Genomic DNA, 20,939 nt, shown 5'->3' with positions numbered 1-20,939 from the left:
CGGGTGCCGGAGGCGTGGCGCGCGGCCCCCGCCCGGTCGTACCGGCACCGGCGCGCATCCCTTCTGTTCCCGGACGTCGCCTTCCGCAATCCCCCGCGTCGCCACCGACCACCGGCCCGTGACCGGTCAGCGCAGCGCGCCGGCCAGCTCGCGCAGCTCGTTGTCCCGGGCATCCCCGACCACGATCACGGTGCGGTTCGGTTCGAGCAGCACCAGGGCCTGCTCGTTGCCCCGCCCGGTGTACCGCTGCCAGCTCGCCCCGCCCAGGTCCGCCGGCCCCTGCGGCTGCCCGGCGGCGGTCAGCTCGGCGGGGAGCAGCCGCTCCGGCGGCACGTTGCTCTGCACCAGCTGCGCGCCCCGCCCCTCCGGGGTGAGATAGCCCACCCGCAGGTTCGCGCCGTCGTCGACGGTGCGGAAGCTGGCGCTCACCGTCCGCCAGCCGGAGCCGAGCCCGGACGGTTCGGTGACCGGGAAGGCGTTCGCGGCGCGGGCCTGCTCGTAGGCGGGGCCGGCGTCGACGACGGTCGGCTGCTCGCCGCCGAGGAAACCCCGGTAGAAGGCGAGCAGCAGGGCGATCGGGACCAGCAGCACCAGCAGGGACAGGGCCATGTCCTTCGGCGAACGCTCGGAGCGGGCCTTCGCCACCCGGCCGCCGTCCGTCGCCGTCCGCCCGTCGGCCGGCGCGACCAGCGCCGGCTCCGCGCCACCGCCTGCCACCGGCTCCGCCGCGCCGGCCGGGACGGATCCGTCCGCCGGCGCGGCGGCGGGCACGCCATCACCGACCGGCCCGGCGGCCGGGGGCAGCGGCGGCTGGCCGTCCGGCGGGGTCGGATCGGCGGGTACGCGGTCGGCAGGCTGTGCGGGTTCCACCGGCCCATTCTCGCAGCCGCCCGGTAGGGCGATCCCGCCCACCGTCGCCCCGCCCCGCCGCCGGACCTGGCATCGTGTGAGGATCAGCGACAGAGCCGGCAGCGGCGACCGCCGTCCCCGCCGGTCCGCCCCGCACCGTCGCGAGGAGGAAGCCGCCATGACGAACACCAGGACGCGCGTCCCGCAGGACCTCGACCGTAACCTCGCCCTCGACCTGGTCCGGGTCACCGAGGCCGCGGCGATGGCCGCCGGCCGGTGGGTCGGCCGGGGCGACAAGGAGGGCGGCGACGGGGCCGCCGTCGACGCCATGCGGAAACTGATCAACTCGATCCAGATGCGTGGCGTGGTGGTGATCGGCGAGGGCGAGAAGGACAACGCGCCGATGCTGTTCAACGGCGAGCAGGTGGGCGACGGCAGTGGCCCCGAGGTCGACGTGGCGGTGGACCCGGTCGACGGCACCACGCTGATGAGCAAGGGCATGCCGAACGCGCTCGCGGTGCTGGCCGTCTCCGAGCGGGGGGCGATGTTCGACCCGAGCGCCGTGTTCTACATGGAGAAGCTGGCCGTCGGCCCGGCGTACGCCGACGTGGTGGACATCGAGGCCGGGCCGGCGGAGAACCTCCGGCGGATCGCCAAGGTCAAGGGCACCGACGTCGCCGAGGTGACCGTCTGCGTGCTCGACCGCCCCCGTCACGGAGACCTGGTGGGGCAGATCAGGCGGACCGGGGCGGGCATCCGGTTCATCTCCGACGGCGACATCGCCGGGTCGATCGCCGCCGCCCGGGGCGAGTCGGGCGTCGACGTGCTGATGGGCATCGGCGGCACCCCGGAGGGGATCATCTCCGCCTGCGCGCTCAAGTGCATGGGTGGCGCGATGCAGGCCAAGCTCTGGCCGCAGGACGCGCGGGAGCGGGAGAAGGCGCTCGCCGCCGGGCACGACCTCGACCGGGTGCTCGGCACCGACGACCTGGTCACCGGGGACAACTGCTTCTTCGTGGCGACCGGGGTCACCTCCGGCGACCTGCTGCGCGGGGTGCGGTACGCGGCCGGCGGGGCGTACACCCAGTCGATCGTGATGCGGTCCAAGAGCGGCACCATCCGCGTGATCGACTCGTACCACCGGTTGGAGAAGCTGGCCCTCTACTCGGCGGTGGACTTCGACGGCAGGCCACTGGCAGAGCAGGAGTGACCGCAACCGGAACGGCGACCCGACCCGTCCTGTCCGCCCCCCGCCGGATCGCCGGGATCGGGCTGGCGACCGCCGCCGGGGTCGGGGTGGCCGTCCAGTCCCGGATCAACGGCGAGCTGGGCGTACGCCTGGCCGACGGGATCGCCGCGGCGGTGGTCTCCTTCGGCCTCGGGCTGCTGGTGCTGCTGGTACTGGTGCCGGCCCTGCCCGGGGGGCGACGCGGCCTGGCCGCGTTGCGTGGGTCGCTGCGCTCCGGCGCGTTGCGCCCCTGGCAGACGCTGGGCGGGGTGTGCGGGGCGCTCCTGGTCGCCACCCAGGGGCTCACCATCGGCGTGCTCGGCGTGGCGGTCTTCACCGTCGCCGTGGTCGCCGGGCAGTCGGCCAGCAGCCTGGCCGTGGACCGGGCCGGCATCGGCCCGGGCGGGCGACAGCCGGTGACCGTGGCCCGGCTGGCCGGGGCGGTGCTGACCGTGCTGGCCGTGCTGCTGGCGGTCGGTGACCGGCTCGGCGACCCGGGCACCCTGGCGCTGGCCCTGCTACCGCTGCTCGCCGGGCTGGGCCTGGCCTGGCAGCAGGCGGTCAACGGACTGGTCCGGGCGGCGTCGGGCAGCGCGCTCACCGCCACCCTGGTCAACTTCGCCGTCGGGACGGCCGCCCTGCTGGTCGCCTTCGGCGTGGAGGTGGCCGTCCGGGGTGTCCCGGGTGGGACGTTGCCGACCGAGCCGTGGCTCTACCTGGGTGGCCCGATCGGCATCGTGTTCATCACGGTCGCGGCGGCGATCGTCCGCTTCACCGGGGTGCTGCTGCTGGGGCTGGCCACCATCGCCGGTCAGGTGGTCGGGGCCGTCGCGCTCGACGCGGTGCTGCCGACGGCGGCGTCGCACCCGGGACCGGCCACCCTGGCCGGCGCGCTGCTCACCCTGGTGGCGGTGCTGATCGCGACGCTCGGCCCGGCACCCCGGCGCTGACCGGCGAGCCGGTGTCCACCGGCGGCCGGGCAGGCCGGCGCTGACCGGCACCCCGGCCCGGGCGGGGCGGTCAGCCGGCGTCGGAGGAGTGGCCGGGGAACAGATGGGCGGCCGGGTCGATCGCGACGGCCGCGTTGTTGACCGCGGTGGCGGCCTCGCCGAAACCGGTGGCGATCAGCCGTACCTTGCCCGGGTACTCGGTGATGTCACCGGCGGCGTAGACCCGGGGCAGGCTCGTCGCCATCGCGCTGTCCACCACGATGTGCCGCCGGTCCAGCCGCAGCCCCCACTCGGCCAGCGGACCCAGGTCGGCGGTGAAGCCGAGGGCCGCGACGACCGTGTCGACCGGCAGGGTCTCCGTCGCGCCACCCCGTACGGTGATCTCGGCGGCGGTGACCGTGTCGTCGCCGTGCAGCCGGGTCACCTCGGCGTTGACCACGACCCGCACCGGCAGGGAGAGCACCCGGGCGACCGTCCCGGCGTGCGCCCGGAAGCGCTCGCGGCGGTGCACCAGGGTCACTGAACGGGCCAGCGGTTGCAGGGTCGCCGCCCAGTCGAAGGCGGAGTCACCGCCGCCGACGATCAGCACGTCCCGGTCGGCCAGCGCGGCCGGGTCTGGTACGAAGTAGACGATCCCGCCGCCGAGGAAACTGTCCGCGACCGGCAGTGGACGCGGGGTGAAGCTGCCCAGCCCGCCGGTGACCACCACCGCGCCGCAGCGCAGCTCCTCGCCGCCCGAGAGGCCGAGCACCGGCCTGCCGTCGGCGTGCGAGAGCTTCTCGGCCCGGGTGCCGAGCAGGTATTCCGGGTGGTAGGGCGCGGCCTGGGCGACCAGGTTGGCCACCAGGTCACGGCCCTTGACGGCGGGGAAGCCGGCGACGTCGAGGATCAGCTTCTCCGGGTACATGGCGGTGATCTGCCCACCCGGCTCGGGCAGCGCGTCCACCACCGCCACCGACAGACCGCGGAAGCCCGCGTAGTAGGCGGCGAACAGCCCGGTCGGGCCTGCTCCGATCACGGCGACATCGACCTCGCGCATGGGCGTACCGTCGCTTTCCGCTGGCGATAAACGCGTGCTGATCCCGACGTTAGGCCCGCCGTCCCGATCGGGCAAGCACCGCGCGGCCCTGCCGTGCGCCGGGCGGGTCGTCGACGCTCAGGAGTTCAGCGTGGACTCCACCCGGTACGGCCCGTACGGGTCGTGGGGGCGGCGACGCCGGAACAGGATCGCCGCGACCACCCCGCCGAGCAGCCCGAACAGGTGGCCCTGCCAGGAGATCCGCTCGTCGGTGGGGAGGATGCCGAGCAGCTGCCAGCCGTAGAGGAGGCCGACCAGCAGCACCACCGCGAAGTTCCACCAGCTGCGTTCGACGATGCCCCGGGTGAGCAGCAGGCCGAGGTAGCCGAAGATGACCCCGCTGGCCCCGACGACCACCGAGTTGGGCGAGCCGGTGAACCAGACGCCGAGCCCGCTGACCAGGATGATGACCAGAGTGGACCAGAGGAACCGGCGGACCCCGGCGGCCAGCACGAAGGTGCCGAGCAGGATCAGCGGGATGCTGTTGCTGTAGAGGTGGTCGAAGCCGTGGTGCAGGAACGGCGAGAAGAACACCCCGTCGAGCCCCTGGATGCGCTGCGGGATGATCCCGGCGGCCACGTCGAGCCCGAAGCCGAGCCCCTGGTCGAGGGCCTCGATGAGGAAGAGGAACGGCACCACCGCGCACATGGCGACGAAGGCCCGGCCGAGCGACGCGTAGAACGCCTCGGTGCCGAACCGGTCGGGGTCGCCGCCCGTCGGGTGCAGGGTCACCCCACTATGGCTATCAGCATTCCGGGACGACCGCCACCTCGGTCCCGCGCCGCACCGGGCCACGAACACGGTGGGGCGGACGGTCACCCGTCCGCCCCACCGGCACGTCGTCGATCAGTACCAGCCGGAACTCTCGCTCTTGGCCCAGGCTCCGCACGGACTGTCGTACCGACCCTCGATGTAGCCGAGGCCCCACTTGATCTGGGTCACCGGGTTGGTCTTCCAGTCGCTGGCGACCGAGCTCATCTTGTTGCCCGGCACGGCCTGCGGGATGCCGTACGCCCCGGACGAGGAGTTGCTGGCCTTGGGGTTCCAGCCGCTCTCCCTGGTCCAGAGCTTGTCCAGGCAGGGCATCTGGTCGATCTTGAAGCCCGCGCTGAGGAGCATCGCGCAGCCGGTCTTGCGGTGGCCGCTGTAGGAGTTGCACGAGGAGGGGATCTTGCCGGCGAACGGCTTGATCTTCGTGTCCTCCTCCTTCGCCTTCGCCTCTTCTTCCTCACGTTCCTTCTTGCGCGACGCCGCCGCGTCCTCGGCGGCCTTGGCCCGCTGGGCGGCCTCCTTGGCCGCCGCGGCGGCCCGCAGCCTCGCCTGGTACTCGGCGGCCCGCTGCTTGGCGGACTCCCGCCGGTGGTCGGCCTGCCGGTCACGCTGGTAGTCGTACTCGGCCTGGTCGACCTGGAGGCCGACCTGTGCGGTCAGGCCCTGTTGCTGGGTTTCCCGGTCTTCGCCCAGATAGAAACCGCCGGCGACGCCCACGGAGAGCAGCGCGACAGCGGCCGTACGGGCACCGAACCGGCTCCACAGCCGACTCACGTAGTGTCCCTTCGTCGGGGGCAAGGGCGCGACGCGGACCGGCCCGAACGGGCGCGGCCGTGCCACGAGCGCCCCGACCTGAGCCGGTCGCCACCGACGTACCGGCGGCGGGGCGGCGGGGCCGTCCGAGGAGGGGACGGACGGTCGCCGACCACCGCGCCGGGACGTGGGCGCTCGATGGACACCATTGCGCACAGTGAGGCTGTTGGGAAACCCACCCGCAGATTTGTGATTTGCACCACAAAGTGAATGTGGACGATGGGGGCGGACCCCGCCGCCGGACGACTCAGCCCGGAATGTCCTCCAACAGATCCGTCACCATCGCGGCGATCGGGGACCGCTCGGACCGGTTCAGCGTGACGTGCGCGAAGAGCGGGTGGCCCTTCAACGCCTCGATCACCGCGGTCACCCCGTCGTGCCGCCCCACCCGCAGGTTGTCCCGCTGGGCCACGTCGTGGGTGAGCACCACCCGCGACCCCTGCCCGATCCGGGACAGCACGGTGAGCAGCACGCCCCGCTCCAACGACTGCGCCTCGTCGACGATGACGAAGGCGTCGTGCAGGCTCCGGCCCCGGATGTGGGTCAGCGGAAGGACCTCCAGGATGCCCCGGGAGGTGACCTCCTCCAGCACGTTCTCGTGCACCACCGCGCCGAGGGTGTCGAAGACGGCCTGCGCCCAGGGCGACATCTTCTCCGACTCCGAGCCGGGCAGGTAGCCCAACTCCTGGCCGCCGACGGCATAGAGCGGCCGGAAGACCACCACCTTCTTGTGCCGGCGGCGCTCCATCACCGCCTCCAGCCCGGCGCAGAGCGCCAGCGCCGACTTTCCGGTGCCGGCCCGGCCGCCCAGCGACACGATCCCGATCGACTCGTCCAGCAGCAGGTCCAGGGCGATCCGCTGTTCGGCCGACCGGCCGTGCACGCCGAACGCCTCCCGGTCGCCCCGGACCAGCCGGACCGTCTTGTCGGGCAGCACCCGGCCCAGCGCCGAACCCCGGGTGGAGTGCAGCACCAGGCCGGTGTGGCAGGACAGCCCGGCGGCGGCGTCCAGGTCCAGGCAGTCGCCGGCGTAGAGCCGGCCGATGTCGTCGTCGCCCAACTCCAGCTCGGCCATCCCCGTCCAGGTCGGGTCACTGGCCTGGCCGTGCCGGTACTCGTCGGCCCGCAGCCCGACCGAGGCGGCCTTGACCCGCAACGGCATGTCCTTGCTGACCAGGGTCACCTCCCGCCCCTCGGCGGCCAGGTTGAGCGCCACCGACAGGATCCGGGCGTCGTTGGACTCGTTGCGGAAACCCGGGGGCAGGACGCCGTCGTCCGAGTGGTTGAGCTCGACCTTCAGGGTGCCGCCGGACTCGTTGGCGGGCACCGGGTGGTCCAGTCGACCGTGCCGGACCCGCAGCTCGTCGAGCATGCGCAGGGACTGGCGGGCGAACCAGCCCAGCTCCGGGTGGTGCCGTTTGCCCTCCAGCTCCGAGATCACCACGAGGGGCAGGACCACCTCGTGCTCGGCGAAGCGGTGGAAGGCCGCCGGGTCGGAGAGGAGTACGGACGTGTCCAGGACGAATACCTGGCCGGCTGGACCGGGCTCCTCGGGGCCGGGCGGAGCGGCGGCCGTGGCGCGGCGGCTCCGGGTGGATCGGCGGGTCGTGGCAGTCGCGGCCGGGATCTGGTCGACACCGGCGGGCGTACGGCGAGTCGTCACAGGCCTGCTCCGACGGACGGGCATCCGCCGTCCGCGTTCCGCCTCCTCCGGTGCCCGGGGACACGGGGTCGGATGCGGAACCCCGTGCGCGAGGTCGCAGATCCGGGCGGGCCGGCTGACCCGGGAGAACCCCGTGCCATGCCTAGACGCTAGCGGCGCCGGGCCGCCTCGGCTAGAGGGCGGACGAGGATCTCCCCGGGTGGGTGGTGGCCGGCGGCGGACCGGCCGGGATGCCTGCCCCCTGCGCGCATCCCGGCCGGTGGCACCGCGCGTCAGCGGTCCGACGCGGCCCCGGCACACGCGCCGACGGCTCGACGCGGTCCCTGGCACCGCGTGGTCTGACGCGGTTCCGCCGGTCCGCGCCCACCGGGGACGGCGTACCGACGGGAGTCGACCCCCGGTCAGCCGGACCGGCGGACCAGGGTGCCGGCCGGGCGCTGCCCACCGGTGGGTGGTCCCGGCACGGCGGCGAACGAGGAGCCCGTGTAGGTGGTGCCCTGGCGCACCGCCGACGAGGCGTGCGGCGGCGGCAGCGGGGCGGGAAGCCCGGCGGGCGGCGGTGCCACCGGGACGGCCAGGGCCGAGGCGAGCACGGCCCGGGCTTCGCGTCGACGCCGGTTCCAGGCCCCCCGGTCACCGTCGAAGTAGCCCTGCCGGTAGCCGAAGCGGTACCCGACCCGGTAGCTGAGCTGGCCGTGCAGCCGACCGGCCGCGTAGCTGGCCGCGCCCAGGACGAGCACGAGGAACAGCGCGAGGAGCGGGCTCATCGGGCGGCTCCGGCACGCCGTACCGGCCGGGTCACCGTTCCTCCGGCCCGGCCGGACCCGGATCGACGACCAGCAACCGTTCCAGGTCCTCGGTGCTGACCTCCTCGACCAGTTCGACGCTGATCCGGCAGCCGTCCAGCACCACCTCGGCCATCGAGGAGCGCCGGATCTCGCCGCCGACGTCGTAGACGCGGACGCTCATCTCCGGGCAGCCGAGGTGGGTCCGCCAGGCGTTCCACTCGTCCCGGTCGCCGACGCTCAGCGACAGGTAGCGGCAACCCCGGGCGAGGTAGAGCCGCCAGGGTGCGCTCAGCCCCGCGGCGACCCCCTCGGCGATCAGGCCGAAGGCCTGGGCACGGGTCGCTAGTTCGGTCACCACACCCCCCTCGCACCGGGGGCGTGACGCATGTGAGCACTGATCGTCTCAAGCACGTGACACACCGTAGGTTGTCCCATGAACGTGACAGTATCAGCTTTTCGTCCGGTTTCCTGGACGTGCGGATGTGGCTATTATGCCCAGGTAAGACCCGACGAGAACGGGCATGGACCCCGAACGGACCCCACCGCGAGGCCGTCTCATATGCGTGACAAAGATCCGCCCCGGGCAGGCTGGACGAGCGCTGCGGTCGTACCGTCACAGGGTGACCGAGACCGCCCCCGCCCGGAAGATCGCATTCGCCACCTTCGTTCGTCGAGCGCTCGACGACGCCCGGGCGATGCGGGCCTGGACCGGCACCGAGGTCTCCCGACGGACCGGTGTCTCCCGGCAGACGATCAACCGGTGGGTCCGCGGCGACTGGGCCAGCGACCCGGAGGCGGAACGGGTGGTGGCCTTCTGCGAGGGGCTGGGCCTCAACCCCGCCGCCGCCTTCGCCGCCCTCGGCTGGGACCGGGCCGCGGCCCCCCGGAACGCCGCCGGCACCCCGCCGATGGACCCGGACGTCGAGGCGCTGCTGCGCCGGCTGGTCGATCCGGCGGTCTCGGACGCGGAGAAGTTCCACATTCGAGAAACCATCCGTTATCTCGCATACCGCCCGACTCTCCCGCTGGATGCCCGGACCGGTGGAGAGCGGGCCGGGTAGTTCCTCAGATGGCGAAAGAACGCCGGATCGGACCTGATCGTTTCGCTCCGGGGCCGCGACGGGCCCGCTAGCGTCCGTATTCGTACTGCTTGGGCTCGTCGTCGGCGGGGGGACGGGACAAGGCCGGAATCAGCCCTGCGGGACAGAAGGAGGGGTCTGTCCGTGACCCTGAAATGGTGGGCAGTGCTGGTAGCAGCCGTCTCCCTGACCGCATGCGTGACCGCGAACCTGGTGGTCGGGATCGGGGCGGGCGGGCAGATTCCCCTGGTCGTCAACCTCTTCGCCCTCACCGTCGCCGGCACCGCCGTCGTTTTGGCGGTGGTCGCCGCCCTGCACGACCGGCTCGACGACCGGATCAGCGCGCTCACCGAGTTCCTGGTGGCACGGCTCGACGAGATCGACGACCGCACCGGCGACCGGAACACCGGCTTCGTCGAGGGTTACCTGCTCAACCAGGGTCGACCGGCCACAGTGGTGCCGTTGGGACGGCCCCGACGGGGTGCCGCCGAGCGCTGAGGATCATTCGCGGACAGCACTGCACTGCGCTGTCAAGAAGCCACGCCGAAGCCACGAATCCGTCACCGGCCCCGGGGTACGCTTTCGCGCGTGCCGCCGTTGAATCTGGGTTCCCAGCAGCCGCAGACCCCGCTGGATGCTGAGCACGCCTGGCGTACCACCGCCGAGCGGGCCGCCGACACCGTCTTCTTCTTCGACTTCGACGGCACCCTAGCGCCGGTCGACGACGACCCCACCGCGGTACGCCCCGCGCCGAAGGTGCTCGCCGCACTGGAGGCCCTCGCCCCGGTGGTGCAGCGGGTGGCGATCGTCTCCGCACGCCCCGTCGACTTCCTCCGTGACCACCTCGGCGGCCTCACCGGGATCGACCTCTACGGGCTCTACGGACTGGAGCACAGCCACTCCGGCGGCGAGACGGTGACCGAGCCCGCCGCGCTGCCCTGGGTGCCCACCATGGCCGAACTGGCCGACCTGGCCCGCGCCGAACTGCCCGCCGGGGCGCTGGTGGAGTTCAAGCGGCTCAGCGTGGCGCTGCACTGGCGTACCGCGCAGCAACTCGGCCCGGCGGTCGAACGGTGGGGCCGCGCGCAGGCCGAACGGCTCGGGCTGCGGGTGCAGGCCGGGCGGATGGTGCTGGAGCTCAAGCCCCCCGTCGACCGGGACAAGGGCCTCGTCATCGGCGAGGTGGTCCGGGACGCGGGCGGCGCCTGGTACTTCGGCGACGACGTCTCCGACATCAAGGCGTTCGCGGCGCTGCGCGCCCGGTCCGCCGCCGACCCGGCGTTCCTCGGGGTCTGCGTGGCGGTGGCCAACCCGGAGACCGGTCATGAGGTCGCCGAGGCCGCCGACCTCACCATCGACTCCCCCGCCGCGCTGGGCGACTTCCTGACCCGTGCCCTGCACCACCTCACCTGACCGGGGGCCGACCGCCGCTGCGGCTCGGACCCCGTACCGGCGTTGCCGGAGTGCCGACGGCGCTGCGCCTCAGGCCCCGTTAGCGGCGTTCCCGGGTGCCCGACCGCCGCTGCGGCTCAGGCCCCGTAGCGGCGTTGGCGGGTGCCGTAGGAGCGCAGGGCGCGGAGGAAGTCGACCCGGCGGAAGTCGGGCCAGTTGAGTTCGCAGAAGTAGAACTCCGAGTGCGCCGACTGCCAGAGCATGAAGCCGGACAGGCGCTGCTCACCGCTGGTCCGGATGATCAGATCCGGGTCGGGCAGCCCCCGGGTGTAGAGGTGCTCGGAGATGTGGTCCACGTCCAGCGAGCCGGCCAGCTCCTCGATGGTGCCGCCCTTGGCGGCGTGCTCCACCAGCAGCGAACGGACCGCGTCGGCGATCTCGCGCCGGCCGCCGTACCCGACGGCGATGTTGACCTGCGCGCCGCCGGTGCGCTCCCGGGTGCGCTCCTCGGCGGCCTTGAGCGCCTGGGCGTGCTGCGTCGGCAGCACGTCGAGCGCTCCGACCATCCGCAACCGCCAGGGGTTGCCCTCCTCGGCCAGCTCGGTGGTCAGGTCCTCGATGATCTGGAGCAGTGGATCCAGCTCTTCCGCCGGCCGGGAGAGGTTGTCGGTGGAGAGCAGCCAGAGCGTGACGTGACCCACGCCGGCCGCGTCGCACCAGCGCAGCAACTCCTTGATCCGCTCGGCACCCATCCGGTGCCCGTCGTTCGGATCGACCAGGCCCATCTCCCGCGCCCACCGGCGGTTGCCGTCGCACATCACGCCCACGTGCCGGGGCACCGGCCGGCCGGCGAGCCGGGCCGTCAGCCGCCGCTCGTAGACGGAGTAGAGGAGTTTCCGCAGAGTCATCACCCTGCAGCGTAGCGACCCACCCCCACCACCAGTGCCGCGGTGGCGCACCTATTGCGTGATCAAGAGAAATACGTCAGCTACAGGCCGCTCGATGTCCGAAACCTCTTGATCACCGTGGCTCGCCGACGGGAGGCGGGGTGCGGGGCGGGGTGCGGGTGGCGCGGTGGAGGGCGTAGAGGGTGAGCAGGACGGCGGCCAGGAGGGGGGCGCCGTCGCGGATGAGGCCGTCCAGGCCCAGCAGCCACCAGCAGAGCGGGAGGTCGACCGCGAGGACGCCGAGGGCGATGGTCACCAGCAGGCGGCGGGCCCACGGCCGACCGCGCATCAGGAACGCCGTGCAGAACAGCACCAGGTAACTGAGCACGATGCCCGCGCCGAACCAGAGCAGCACCACCGGCAGGGCGGCGAGCCGGCCGTCCAGCACCGCCCCGCCGGCCACCAGGGCGGGCACCAGCGTCAACGGGCTGTAGGTGAAGGCGGCCACCCGGGCGGTGAGCAGCCAGCCGGTGACCTGGGGGCGTTTCGGCGCGACCTCCCGCCAGGTGATCGTCCCGCCCTCGACCACCAGGCCCTTACGGTGCCGCACCAGGTGCCCGGCGACCGCGTCCGAGCGGTAGAGCAGCACCACCACGGCGACGCAGAGCGCGGTGAGCGCCGCGAAGCCGAGCAGGCCGGGCAGCGGCGGCACACCCTGCCGGGGCACCACCAGCCGGCCGACCGCGAACACGGTGGTCACCGCGAGGATCAGCCCGAACGGCTTCGCCCCGGCCCGACCCCGGTCCACCTGCCCGATCAGCAGCAGGAAGCCCAGCGAGCGCAGCATCGCCCAACCGGTCCGCACCGCCAGGCCGAACTCCTGCTCCGGGGCGTACCACCAGTTGAGCAGCTCGACCACGACGGTGGCGGCGGCGGTCGACGCGAGCAGCACGGTCAGCGCCCGGACGGCGGACGGCCGCCGGACCTGCGGGGTCACGGCGGCCGTCCTCATGACTTCCGGTGTTGCCCGGTACGGGCCACCGGCACACCTGCTAGCGCCGCGGCTGCTCCGCGTCGAGCCGGGCGCGCAGCGCGTCCAGCTCCGACCAGAGGACGGCGGGCAGCTTGTCCCCGAACTTGTCGAACCACTCGGTGACCAGCGGCAACTCGTTGCGCCACTCCTCCGGGTCGACCTTGAGCGCGATCCGGACGTCCTCCGGGGTCATGTCGAGCCCGTCGACGTCCAGCGCGTCGGCGGTCGGGACCATGCCGATCGGCGTCTCGACCGCGTCGGCGGTGCCCTCGATCCGCTCGACGACCCACTTGAGCACCCGCGAGTTCTCGCCGAAACCCGGCCAGAGGAAGTTGCCCTCGGCGTCCTTGCGGAACCAGTTCACGTAGTAGATCCTGGGCAGCTTGGCGGCGTCGCCGTCCACGCCCTTGCCCATCTCGATCCAGTGGTTGAAGTAGTCCCCGGCGTGGTAGCCGATGAACGGCAGCATGGCCATCGGGTCACGGCGCACCACGCCGACCGCGCCGGACGCGGCGGCGGTCGTCTCCGAGGAGAGCGTCGCCCCCAGGTACACCCCGTGCACCCAGTCCCGCGCCTCGGTGACCAGCGGGATGGTGTCCCGGCGACGGCCACCGAACAGGATCGCGTCGATCGGCACCCCGTTCGGGTCGAAGTAGTCGTCGGACAGGATCGGGCACTGGGTGATCGGGGTGCAGAACCGGCTGTTCGCGTGGGAGGAGAGGTGCTCGCTCTCCGGCGTCCAGTCGTTGCCCTTCCAGTCGACCAGGTGGGCCGGCGGCTCGCCCATCCCCTCCCACCAGATGTCGCCGTCGTCGGTGAGGGCGACGTTGGTGAAGATCGAGTTGCCCCGGTCCAGCGTCCGCATCGCGTTGGCGTTGGTCTTCCAGTCGGTGCCCGGGGCGACGCCGAACAGGCCGTACTCCGGGTTGACCGCGTAGAGGCGGCCGTCGGAGCCGAACCGCATCCAGGCGATGTCGTCGCCGATGGTCTCGACCTTCCAGCCCGGGATGGTCGGCTCCAGCATGGCCAGGTTGGTCTTGCCGCAGGCGGACGGGAACGCGCCCGCCACGTGGTAGACCTTCCCCTCCGGCGAGGTGATCTTGAGGATCAGCATGTGCTCGGCGAGCCAGCCCTCGTCCCGCCCCATCACGCTGGCGATCCGCAGCGAGTAGCACTTCTTGCCGAGCAGCGAGTTGCCGCCGTAACCGGACCCGAAGGACCAGATCTCCCGGGTCTCCGGGAAGTGCGAGATGTACTTCGTCTCGTTGCACGGCCAGGCGACGTCGGACTGGCCGGGGGCGAGCGGGGCGCCGATGGAGTGCAGCGCGTGCACGAAGTCGGCGTCGTCGCCCATCGCGTCGAGCACGCTCGCGCCCATCCGGGTCATGATCCGCATGGAGGCGACCACGTACGGGCTGTCGGTGATCTCGACGCCGAACATCGGGTTCTCGGCCTCGACCGGCCCCATGCAGAAGGGGATGACGTACATCGTCCGGCCGCGCATCGCGCCCCGGTAGAGGTCGGTCATCGTCCGCTTCATCTCGGCCGGCGCCATCCAGTTGTTGGTGGGGCCGGCGTCCGCCTCGTCCACCGAACAGATGAACGTGCGCTCCTCGACGCGGGCGACGTCCGTGGGGTCCGTGCGAGCGTAGAACGAGTTCGGCTTCTTCTCCGGGTTCAGCCGGACCAGGGTGCCGTTGTCGACGAGTTCGTCGGTGAGACGCCGCCACTCCTCATCGGAACCGTCCACCCAGACCACCCGGTCCGGCGTGGTGAGTTCCGCGATCTCCCGGACCCAGGCGAGCAGCTTGGGGTGGGTGGTGGGGGCCTGATCGATCCCCCGCACAGTAGCCGGAGCAACCATGACTCATCTCCTTGTGGTCGACGCTGACCGATTTATGGGATGCACGAGTCTCGGCCGACGCGGGCCGCGTCGCCTTCGTGGAAACCTGGGATTGGCCCCAGCGTAAACCGGGTCGACCCGCGAGTCAGTGGGACTGGTTGTGAACAACTGCACAAGGTGCGGCCCGGCTGCGGCAACACGAGCTGATACCCGCTTTCACGCGCAGTTTCACGCAAATCTTCCGACGAACTGCCGACGCCCCGGTAACGGCGGGCGGGAAACGGCGGAAGCGGGCGGCCGGGCGGCCGGGGTGACGGCACGGCGGCGGGTCGTCGCCGGTGCCCCGTCCGAAGTGCCGGCAACCGGTACGCTCGCGAGGTGGCCGCGACGATGACCGGGGACCAGCCTGGTGCCCCGCATACCCGCCCGGGTCTGGTCCGTTCGTTGCTGGACCGCTTCGGCCACCTCATCCGCGAGTTGAGCAAGTTCGCCACGGTGGGCGGGGTGGCCTTTCTGGTCGACTTCGCCCTGTTCAACTACCTGACGCTGGTGCGGGGCGTGGAGCCGGTGACCGCCCGGGTGGTTTCGACGGTGATCGCGGCGACCGTCGCGTTCGTCGGCAACCGCTTCTGGACCTGGCGGCACCGGGCGCGCTCCAACCCGGCCCGCGAGTACGCGCTGTTCTTCTTCTTCAACGCGGTCGGCCTGGGCATCGCGGTGGCCTGCCTGGCGGGCAGCCGCTACGGGCTGGGCAGCGTCTGGCCCGGCGTCTTCCGCACCCCGTTGGCCGACAACATCGCCAGCTACGTGGTGGGCACCGCGCTCGGCACGATGTTCCGGTTCTGGTCGTACCGACGGTTCGTCTTCGTGGATGCGGGAACTCCTGCGGCTCCGGAGGTGACCGGCGACCCGTCACCCGGGTCGTGAGCGGTCGCCCACCGTCCAGCCGGAGACTCCGGCATCCTCCTCTGCCCTAAGGTGTTGCGCATGCGTCTTGTCCGTCTGCTGCCCGAGCGCTGGCAGAAGTTCATCCGCGAGGCGCTCAAATTCGGCATCGTCGGGGGCGTCAACACCGTTATCAATTACGCGGTGTTCAACGCCCTGGCACTCACCGTTTTTGTCGACGGTCAACTGAAGGCGACGGTCATCGCCACGATCGTGGCCACCATCACGTCGTATCTGATGAATCGTCACTGGACGTACCGGGATCGGCCGAAATCAGCACTTCGACGGGAATACGCCCTCTTCTTCCTGTTCAACGGTGCCGGTCTGATCATCGAGCTGGGCGTGCTCGCCGCCGCCAAGTACGGGCTGGGGTTCACCAGCCTGCTCGCGCTCAACGTGGCGAAGACCGGCGGCGTGCTGCTCGCCACCCTGTTCCGCTTCTGGTCCTACCGGACCTTCGTCTTCCAGCCGGTGCCCCGGCACGCCGAGGAGAGCTGGCACTCCATCAAACGGGACGAGTGGGACACGATGGCCGAGCTGGATCCGGTCGCCGAGCTGGCCGAATCCGTCAGCGAGCTGGAGGAGGCCCAGGACCAGCCGGACCGGCGGCCCGACCCGGCCGGCGGCCCCCCACTCCGGCCCGCCACCGAACCGCCGCTCACGCCCGCGCCGGCCACCGAAGGGGTGTTCACCTCCGCCCAGGGCGGGAGCGCCGGCGTCGGCCGGACGGCGGCCGGCGGTGACCTGAACGCGGAGCTGGCCACCGAGCTGCACGCCGGCACCAACCGCGCACCACGCGCCTGACCGGCCCGACCCCGCGACGCACCACACCGCTACCCGACCGGGCAGAGGCTCCACGATCCCGGCCGACACGGCCCCGGGGACGCCCCGGGGCCGGCGCGCCCGGATCAACCGGTGGTGTCGCGCAGTGGCTTGCCCTCCCGCATGTCGGCCAGGATGTCGCGCATCTCACCGTCGCCCAGCGTGTGCTTGTCGTGCTGCGCCTCCACCAGCTCGTAGAGGGTGGTCTGCACCCGGTCGACCCGGGGCACGTCGACGAGCACCGACTGACCGCGTTCCCCGGCCGACTCGATGGTCAGGGTGCCGCAGCCGAGCAGCCGCTCGACGAAACGCTGGCTCATCGAGTGGTCGTTGATCCGGGCCAGCGGCAGGTCCCGCCGGTGCCGGGAGAAGACCCCCTCCTGGAGCAGCACCCGCTCGTTGGTGAACAGGTAGTGCGTGCTGCGCCAGACCAGGAACGGCCACAGTCCCAGCCAGAGCGCCGCGACCAGGAACAGCCCGGCGAGGACGGCGAGCACGACCGCGCCGTCGTCGGGCAGCAGGAGCCAGCCCGCCACCACCACCGCGACGCCGACCACCAGCACCAGGACCGGCCGCAGCAGCGCCTTCCAGTGCGGGTGCAGGTGCAGGACGACGTGCTCGTCCTCGGTGAGCACGTCTTCGGGGAACGCCACGGGAACCTCCTAGCCGACAACCGGACGCGCTGACCGTAACCGGTCGGCGCGACCCGTCGGATCAGCCGGGCGGCCCGCCGTGCACCCCGCGCACGAACCGACCGGAGACCGCCCGGCTCAGCGCAGGTGCAGCACGTCCCCGGCGGCCAGCCGGCGCTCCCCGGCGGCGGTGTCGACCAGCAGGTGCCCGTCGGGATCCACACCGGTGGCGAGCCCGGTCAACGCGGAGCCGTCGGGCAGCAGCACCCGCACCTGCCGGCCCACCGTGGCGCAGGAGGCCAGGTAGGCCTCCCGCAGGCCGCACGCGTCGGCGTCACCGCCGGCCACCCGCCACCGGTCGTACCAGTCGGCGAGCGCCCGCAGCAGGGCGCGCAGCAGCGGATCACGATCGGTCGCCGTGGCACCGGCGAGCTGCAGCGAGGTGGCCGGCAGCCCGGTCGGGTTCGCCGGCAGCTCGTCGGCACGCAGCGTCACGTTCAACCCGATGCCGAGCACGATCGCGGGAGGCTCCCCGACGGCGGCGGCCGGCACCGCCTCGGCCAGGATGCCGGCGCACTTGGCCTCGCCGAGCAGCAGGTCGTTGGGCCACTTCAACCCGGCGTCCAGTTCGGCCAGCCGGGAGACCGCCTCGACCAGCGCGACGCCGGCCAGCAGCGGCAGCCAGCCGTACCCGGTCGGTGGGGCCGGCGGCCAGTCGCGTTCGGTGACCGCCTCGCCGGGCCGGAGCAGGACGCTGGTCGCCAGGCCCGCCCGGGGCGGCGACTGCCAGGCCCGGCCGCGCCGGCCCCGGCCGGCGGTCTGCCGCTCGGCGACCACGACCAGCCCCTCCGGCTCACCGGCCCGGGCGGCGTCGGCCGCGTCCGCGTTGGTCGAGCCGGTCTCCGGGCGCAGGTCCAGCCGCCGCCAGGGGCCCAGCGGCGCGGTCAACGCCCGGGACAGCCGCGCCGCCGACAGCGGCGGTCGGTCCAGATCGGTGTACGGCGAGCCCGGCATCCCGCCAGCCTACGGGCCGGGCCGGCGACCCCGCCCGATCAGCCGCCGACGGAGGCCGGTGAGGTGCACTGCACAGCGGCGCCGGCCTGAACCATCGTTATATTCCCTGGGTGACTACCGAGACCGGGACCAACATCCACAGCACCGCGGGCAAGCTGGCGGACCTGGAGCGCCGGGTCGACGAGGCGGTGCACGCGGGGGCGCGCGGCGTCGAGAAGCAGCACGCGCGGGGCAAGAAGACCGCCCGGGAGCGGATCGAGCTGCTGCTCGACGAGGGCTCCTTCGTCGAGTTGGACGAGTTCGCCCGGCACCGGTCCACCAACTTCGGGCTGGACCGCACCCGCCCGTACGGCGACGGGGTGGTCACCGGCTACGGCACCGTGGACGGCCGGCAGGTCTGCGTCTTCGCGCAGGACTTCACGGTCTTCGGCGGCTCCCTCGGCGAGGTCTTCGGCGAAAAGATCGTCAAGGTGATGGACCTGGCCATGAAGATCGGCTGTCCGGTGGTCGGGATCAACGACTCCGGTGGGGCACGCATCCAGGAGGGCGTCGTCTCTCTCGGCCTCTACGGCGAGATCTTCTTCCGCAACGTGCGGGCCAGCGGGGTCATCCCGCAGATCTCCCTGATCATGGGGCCGTGCGCGGGCGGCGCGGTCTACTCCCCGGCGGTCACCGACTTCACCGTGATGGTCGACCGGACCTCGCACATGTTCATCACCGGCCCGGACGTCATCAAGACGGTCACCGGCGAGGACGTGGCGATGGAGGAGCTGGGCGGCGCGCGCACCCACAACACGCGCAGCGGCAACGCGCACTACCTCGCCGCCGACGAGGACGACGCGATCGACTACGTCAGGGCGCTGCTGTCCTACCTGCCGTCGAACAACCTCGACGAGCCGGTCGTCGTGGACGCCCCGGCCGACCTCGACGTCACCGACGCCGACCGGGAGCTGGACACCCTGATCCCCGACTCGGCCAACCAGCCGTACGACATGCACCGCGTCGTCGCGCACGTCCTCGACGACGGCGAGTTCCTGGAGGTGCAGCCGCTCTACGCGCAGAACATGCTGGTCGGCTACGGCCGGGTGGAGGGCCGCCCGGTGGGGGTCGTCGCCAACCAGCCGATGCACTTCGCCGGCACCCTGGACATCGCCGCCTCGGAGAAGGCGGCCCGCTTCGTCCGCACCTGCGACGCCTTCAACATCCCGGTGCTGACCTTCGTGGACGTCCCCGGTTTCCTGCCCGGCACCGGCCAGGAGTGGGACGGCATCATCCGCCGGGGCGCGAAGCTCATCTACGCGTACGCCGAGGCCACCGTCCCGAAGGTCACCGTGATCACCCGCAAGGCGTACGGCGGGGCGTACGACGTGATGGGTTCCAAGCACCTCGGGGCGGACCTGAACTTCGCCTGGCCGACGGCGCAGATCGCGGTGATGGGCGCGCAGGGCGCGGTGAACATCCTCTACCGGCAGGAGCTGGCCGCCGCCGAGGACCCGGCCGCCGTGCGCGCCGAGCGGATCGCCGAGTACGAGGACACCCTGGCCAACCCGTACGTCGCCGCCGAGCGCGGGTACGTCGACGCGGTGATCCCGCCGCACGAGACCCGTACCCAGATCGTCCGGGCGCTGCGGGTGCTGCGGACCAAGCGGGAGACCCTGCCGCCGAAGAAGCACGGCAACATCCCGCTGTAGCCCGCCGGCCCGGGTGGGTCAGCAGGGCGGACCGGCCGGGCGGGTCGCTGCCGGGCAGAGCCGGCTCGCGGCGGCCTTACCCACGTCGATCAGGGGGCCGTAGTCGATCCCGGGGCCGGTGTCGTCGACCCGGTCGAGGACCGTTTCCCGGGCGGGCACGACCACGCTGACCAGGTCACCGACCCGGACCACCACGGTGTTCTCGACGGTCGACGGCATGCCGACCGGCTCCCCGTCGGGCTCCGCCCGGGGTTGCAGCGCCACGTGTCGCAGCAGCACCGACTGGTCACCGGCGAAGTCGCGCACCGACGGCTCCCAGCGGTGCTCCTGATGCGTGCGGGCCGGCTGCTGACCGGCCGTCAGCGTGGACGTGACGAGATTCCACCTCGAACACGCGTCGAGCAGGCGGTCGATCTCGTCGAAGAACCACCGACCCCGGGTCGGCTCGATCCGGTAGACGTCCTGGGTCAGCACCGGCCGGGCCGAGGCGTCGGCCCCGTCCGCCGACCGGAGCAGGGTCTGCGACCGGGAGGCCCGGGACACCGGCAGCTGGGCGGCGACCTCGCGTTCCCGGCCACACGATTCGAGCAGCGGGTCGACCCGGACGGTCTCGCCCAGCCCCGCCTCGCTCAGCCGCACCCTGGTCCTCGTGACCAGGTCGGCGGGGGCGAGCAGCGCGTCGAGCGGGATCTCCGCCCGGGTCGGGGCCGGGGACGACGCCGCGACCGGGGCGGCCGGGGTCGACGACTGCACGGTGGACCGTTGCCGCACCGCCACGGCGGAGCCGGCCAGCACGACGAGCACCGTCAGCGCCGACAGCGCCGCCGTACGACGGCTGCGGCGGCGGGCTCGGGCGCGGATCTCCGCCGGCTCGGGCCAGCCGACCTCGCGGAGGTCCCGGTGCAGCCGGTCGACGAAGGGCGGGACCTCACTCATCAGACCTCCTCCAGGTCAGAGACGGCGAGCAGCCCGGCGAGCGCGGTGCGGCCCCGGGAGAGCCGGGCCTTCACCGTGCCCACCGGGGCCGCGGTCTGGCGGGCCACCTCGGCGACGGGCATGCCGACCAGGTAGTAGAGGGCGAGCGCGGTGCGCTGCTCCTCGGGCAGTTGCCGCAGGGCACTGACCACCTCCAGGGTGTCGGTGCCGGGGCCGGGCACGCTCTCCGCCGCCCCGTGCCGCAGGTAGGCGCGGGCTCGGCTGCGCAGGCTGCGCCAGCGGCTGACCGCGATCCGGGAGGCCACCACCCGTACCCAGGCCTCCGGGTCGTCGTATTCGCCCACTGTCGACCAACGCTGCCAGGCACGGATGTACGCCTCCTGCACGGCGTCCTGCGCCTCGGCCAGGTTGCCGGTGAGCGCGCAGACGAAGGCGAGCAGCCGGTGTCGGCTGCCCCGGTAGAACTCGTCGAACCCGTCGACGTCCGGCACCCTGGTACCTCCCCCGTGGCGGTCGCAGGTGACA

The 20,939-nt window shown here is 72.5% G+C and carries 22 protein-coding genes; 8 read left to right on the top strand and 14 right to left on the bottom strand.

From position 1 onward, the window contains the following. Positions 1–126 precede the first annotated feature (126 nt). A complete protein-coding gene (locus O7625_RS12040) occupies positions 127–870 on the bottom strand; it encodes a DUF4245 domain-containing protein (RefSeq protein ID WP_282345914.1) in 744 nt (247 codons plus the stop codon). 157 nt (positions 871–1,027) lie between these two features. On the opposite strand from O7625_RS12040, the gene glpX reads away from it, so the two are divergent. Together glpX and O7625_RS12030 are read left to right on the top strand one after the other, a co-directional pair. Next, a complete protein-coding gene (gene glpX, locus O7625_RS12035; RefSeq protein ID WP_282345913.1) occupies positions 1,028–2,059 on the top strand; it encodes a class II fructose-bisphosphatase in 1,032 nt (343 codons plus the stop codon). Beyond that, complete coding sequence (locus O7625_RS12030; RefSeq protein WP_282345911.1) at positions 2,056–3,027, top strand: DMT family transporter; 972 nt, start codon at positions 2,056–2,058, stop codon at positions 3,025–3,027. Before glpX ends, O7625_RS12030 begins: the two co-directional genes overlap by 4 nt. Before the next feature lie 70 nt (positions 3,028–3,097). Here O7625_RS12030 and O7625_RS12025 read toward each other — a convergent pair whose 3' ends face one another. From O7625_RS12025 to O7625_RS12000, 6 genes are all read right to left on the bottom strand, one after another. Next, positions 3,098–4,066 carry an NAD(P)/FAD-dependent oxidoreductase gene (locus O7625_RS12025; RefSeq protein ID WP_067302841.1) on the bottom strand — a complete coding sequence of 323 codons (969 nt, stop codon included), beginning with the start codon at positions 4,064–4,066 and terminating at the stop codon, positions 3,098–3,100. 117 nt (positions 4,067–4,183) lie between these two features. Beyond that, positions 4,184–4,837 (bottom strand): rhomboid family intramembrane serine protease, encoded by a 654-nt coding sequence (locus tag O7625_RS12020; protein ID WP_067302843.1) that lies wholly within the window; start codon positions 4,835–4,837, stop codon positions 4,184–4,186. 114 nt (positions 4,838–4,951) lie between these two features. Then, entirely contained in the window at positions 4,952–5,650 is a 699-nt protein-coding gene (locus tag O7625_RS12015; protein ID WP_282345908.1) for a transglycosylase SLT domain-containing protein, read from the bottom strand. Between the two features lie 286 nt (positions 5,651–5,936). Continuing rightward, the gene (locus O7625_RS12010) at positions 5,937–7,352 is read right to left on the bottom strand and encodes a PhoH family protein (RefSeq protein ID WP_067302850.1); all 1,416 of its coding nucleotides are present in this window, start codon (positions 7,350–7,352) and stop codon (positions 5,937–5,939) included. A 401-nt stretch (positions 7,353–7,753) separates the two neighbouring features. Next, positions 7,754–8,119, bottom strand: coding sequence for a hypothetical protein (locus tag O7625_RS12005; RefSeq protein ID WP_067302853.1), 366 nt, complete (start codon positions 8,117–8,119; stop codon positions 7,754–7,756). Positions 8,120–8,150: 31 nt separating this feature from the next. Further along, the gene (locus O7625_RS12000; RefSeq protein WP_067302942.1) at positions 8,151–8,495 is read right to left on the bottom strand and encodes a hypothetical protein; all 345 of its coding nucleotides are present in this window, start codon (positions 8,493–8,495) and stop codon (positions 8,151–8,153) included. Positions 8,496–8,760: 265 nt separating this feature from the next. Here O7625_RS12000 and O7625_RS11995 point away from each other — a divergent pair, with 265 nt between their 5' ends. The 3 genes from O7625_RS11995 to otsB all read left to right on the top strand — a co-directional run bounded on the left by O7625_RS11995 (position 8,761) and on the right by otsB (position 10,632). Then, positions 8,761–9,201 carry an XRE family transcriptional regulator gene (locus tag O7625_RS11995; RefSeq protein ID WP_067302856.1) on the top strand — a complete coding sequence of 147 codons (441 nt, stop codon included), beginning with the start codon at positions 8,761–8,763 and terminating at the stop codon, positions 9,199–9,201. Positions 9,202–9,363: 162 nt separating this feature from the next. Then, positions 9,364–9,717 carry a hypothetical protein gene (locus tag O7625_RS11990; protein WP_282345906.1) on the top strand — a complete coding sequence of 118 codons (354 nt, stop codon included), beginning with the start codon at positions 9,364–9,366 and terminating at the stop codon, positions 9,715–9,717. A 90-nt stretch (positions 9,718–9,807) separates the two neighbouring features. After that, positions 9,808–10,632 carry a trehalose-phosphatase gene (gene otsB, locus O7625_RS11985; RefSeq protein ID WP_282345904.1) on the top strand — a complete coding sequence of 275 codons (825 nt, stop codon included), beginning with the start codon at positions 9,808–9,810 and terminating at the stop codon, positions 10,630–10,632. A gap of 116 nt (positions 10,633–10,748) precedes the next feature. Here otsB and O7625_RS11980 read toward each other — a convergent pair whose 3' ends face one another. From O7625_RS11980 to O7625_RS11970, 3 genes are all read right to left on the bottom strand, one after another. Continuing rightward, positions 10,749–11,519: an isoprenyl transferase gene (locus O7625_RS11980; protein ID WP_067302864.1), complete on the bottom strand. Its 771-nt coding sequence runs from the start codon at positions 11,517–11,519 to the stop codon at positions 10,749–10,751. A gap of 112 nt (positions 11,520–11,631) precedes the next feature. Continuing rightward, entirely contained in the window at positions 11,632–12,510 is an 879-nt protein-coding gene (locus tag O7625_RS11975) for a hypothetical protein (protein WP_282345903.1), read from the bottom strand. Positions 12,511–12,550: 40 nt separating this feature from the next. Further along, positions 12,551–14,395 (bottom strand): phosphoenolpyruvate carboxykinase (GTP), encoded by a 1,845-nt coding sequence (locus tag O7625_RS11970; RefSeq protein WP_282345902.1) that lies wholly within the window; start codon positions 14,393–14,395, stop codon positions 12,551–12,553. Positions 14,396–14,764: 369 nt separating this feature from the next. Between O7625_RS11970 and O7625_RS11965 the strand changes: the two genes are divergently transcribed. Both O7625_RS11965 and O7625_RS11960 read left to right on the top strand, forming a co-directional pair. Next, positions 14,765–15,301 (top strand): GtrA family protein, encoded by a 537-nt coding sequence (locus O7625_RS11965; RefSeq protein ID WP_067302944.1) that lies wholly within the window; start codon positions 14,765–14,767, stop codon positions 15,299–15,301. Between the two features lie 60 nt (positions 15,302–15,361). After that, complete coding sequence (locus O7625_RS11960) at positions 15,362–16,123, top strand: GtrA family protein (protein WP_282345901.1); 762 nt, start codon at positions 15,362–15,364, stop codon at positions 16,121–16,123. A 104-nt stretch (positions 16,124–16,227) separates the two neighbouring features. On the opposite strand, the gene O7625_RS11955 is transcribed toward O7625_RS11960, so the two are convergent. Together O7625_RS11955 and O7625_RS11950 are read right to left on the bottom strand one after the other, a co-directional pair. Beyond that, positions 16,228–16,794 (bottom strand): PH domain-containing protein, encoded by a 567-nt coding sequence (locus O7625_RS11955; protein ID WP_282345900.1) that lies wholly within the window; start codon positions 16,792–16,794, stop codon positions 16,228–16,230. A 117-nt stretch (positions 16,795–16,911) separates the two neighbouring features. Then, positions 16,912–17,787 carry a biotin--[acetyl-CoA-carboxylase] ligase gene (locus O7625_RS11950; RefSeq protein ID WP_282345899.1) on the bottom strand — a complete coding sequence of 292 codons (876 nt, stop codon included), beginning with the start codon at positions 17,785–17,787 and terminating at the stop codon, positions 16,912–16,914. 110 nt (positions 17,788–17,897) lie between these two features. Here O7625_RS11950 and O7625_RS11945 point away from each other — a divergent pair, with 110 nt between their 5' ends. Then, positions 17,898–19,478, top strand: coding sequence for an acyl-CoA carboxylase subunit beta (locus O7625_RS11945; RefSeq protein WP_067302882.1), 1,581 nt, complete (start codon positions 17,898–17,900; stop codon positions 19,476–19,478). Between the two features lie 18 nt (positions 19,479–19,496). Here O7625_RS11945 and O7625_RS11940 read toward each other — a convergent pair whose 3' ends face one another. Then, positions 19,497–20,414 carry a hypothetical protein gene (locus tag O7625_RS11940; RefSeq protein ID WP_282345898.1) on the bottom strand — a complete coding sequence of 306 codons (918 nt, stop codon included), beginning with the start codon at positions 20,412–20,414 and terminating at the stop codon, positions 19,497–19,499. Beyond that, entirely contained in the window at positions 20,414–20,905 is a 492-nt protein-coding gene (locus O7625_RS11935; RefSeq protein ID WP_282345896.1) for a SigE family RNA polymerase sigma factor, read from the bottom strand. The genes O7625_RS11940 and O7625_RS11935 overlap by 1 nt, the downstream gene beginning before the upstream one ends. Positions 20,906–20,939 lie beyond the last annotated feature (34 nt).

It is taken from the genome of Micromonospora sp. WMMD714 (genome assembly GCF_029581315.1).
In the GTDB taxonomy this organism is placed as follows: domain Bacteria; phylum Actinomycetota; class Actinomycetes; order Mycobacteriales; family Micromonosporaceae; genus Micromonospora; species Micromonospora rifamycinica.
The sequence above is the reverse complement of the archived record's forward strand: the minus strand, read 5'-3'. Positions and strand labels throughout refer to the sequence as shown.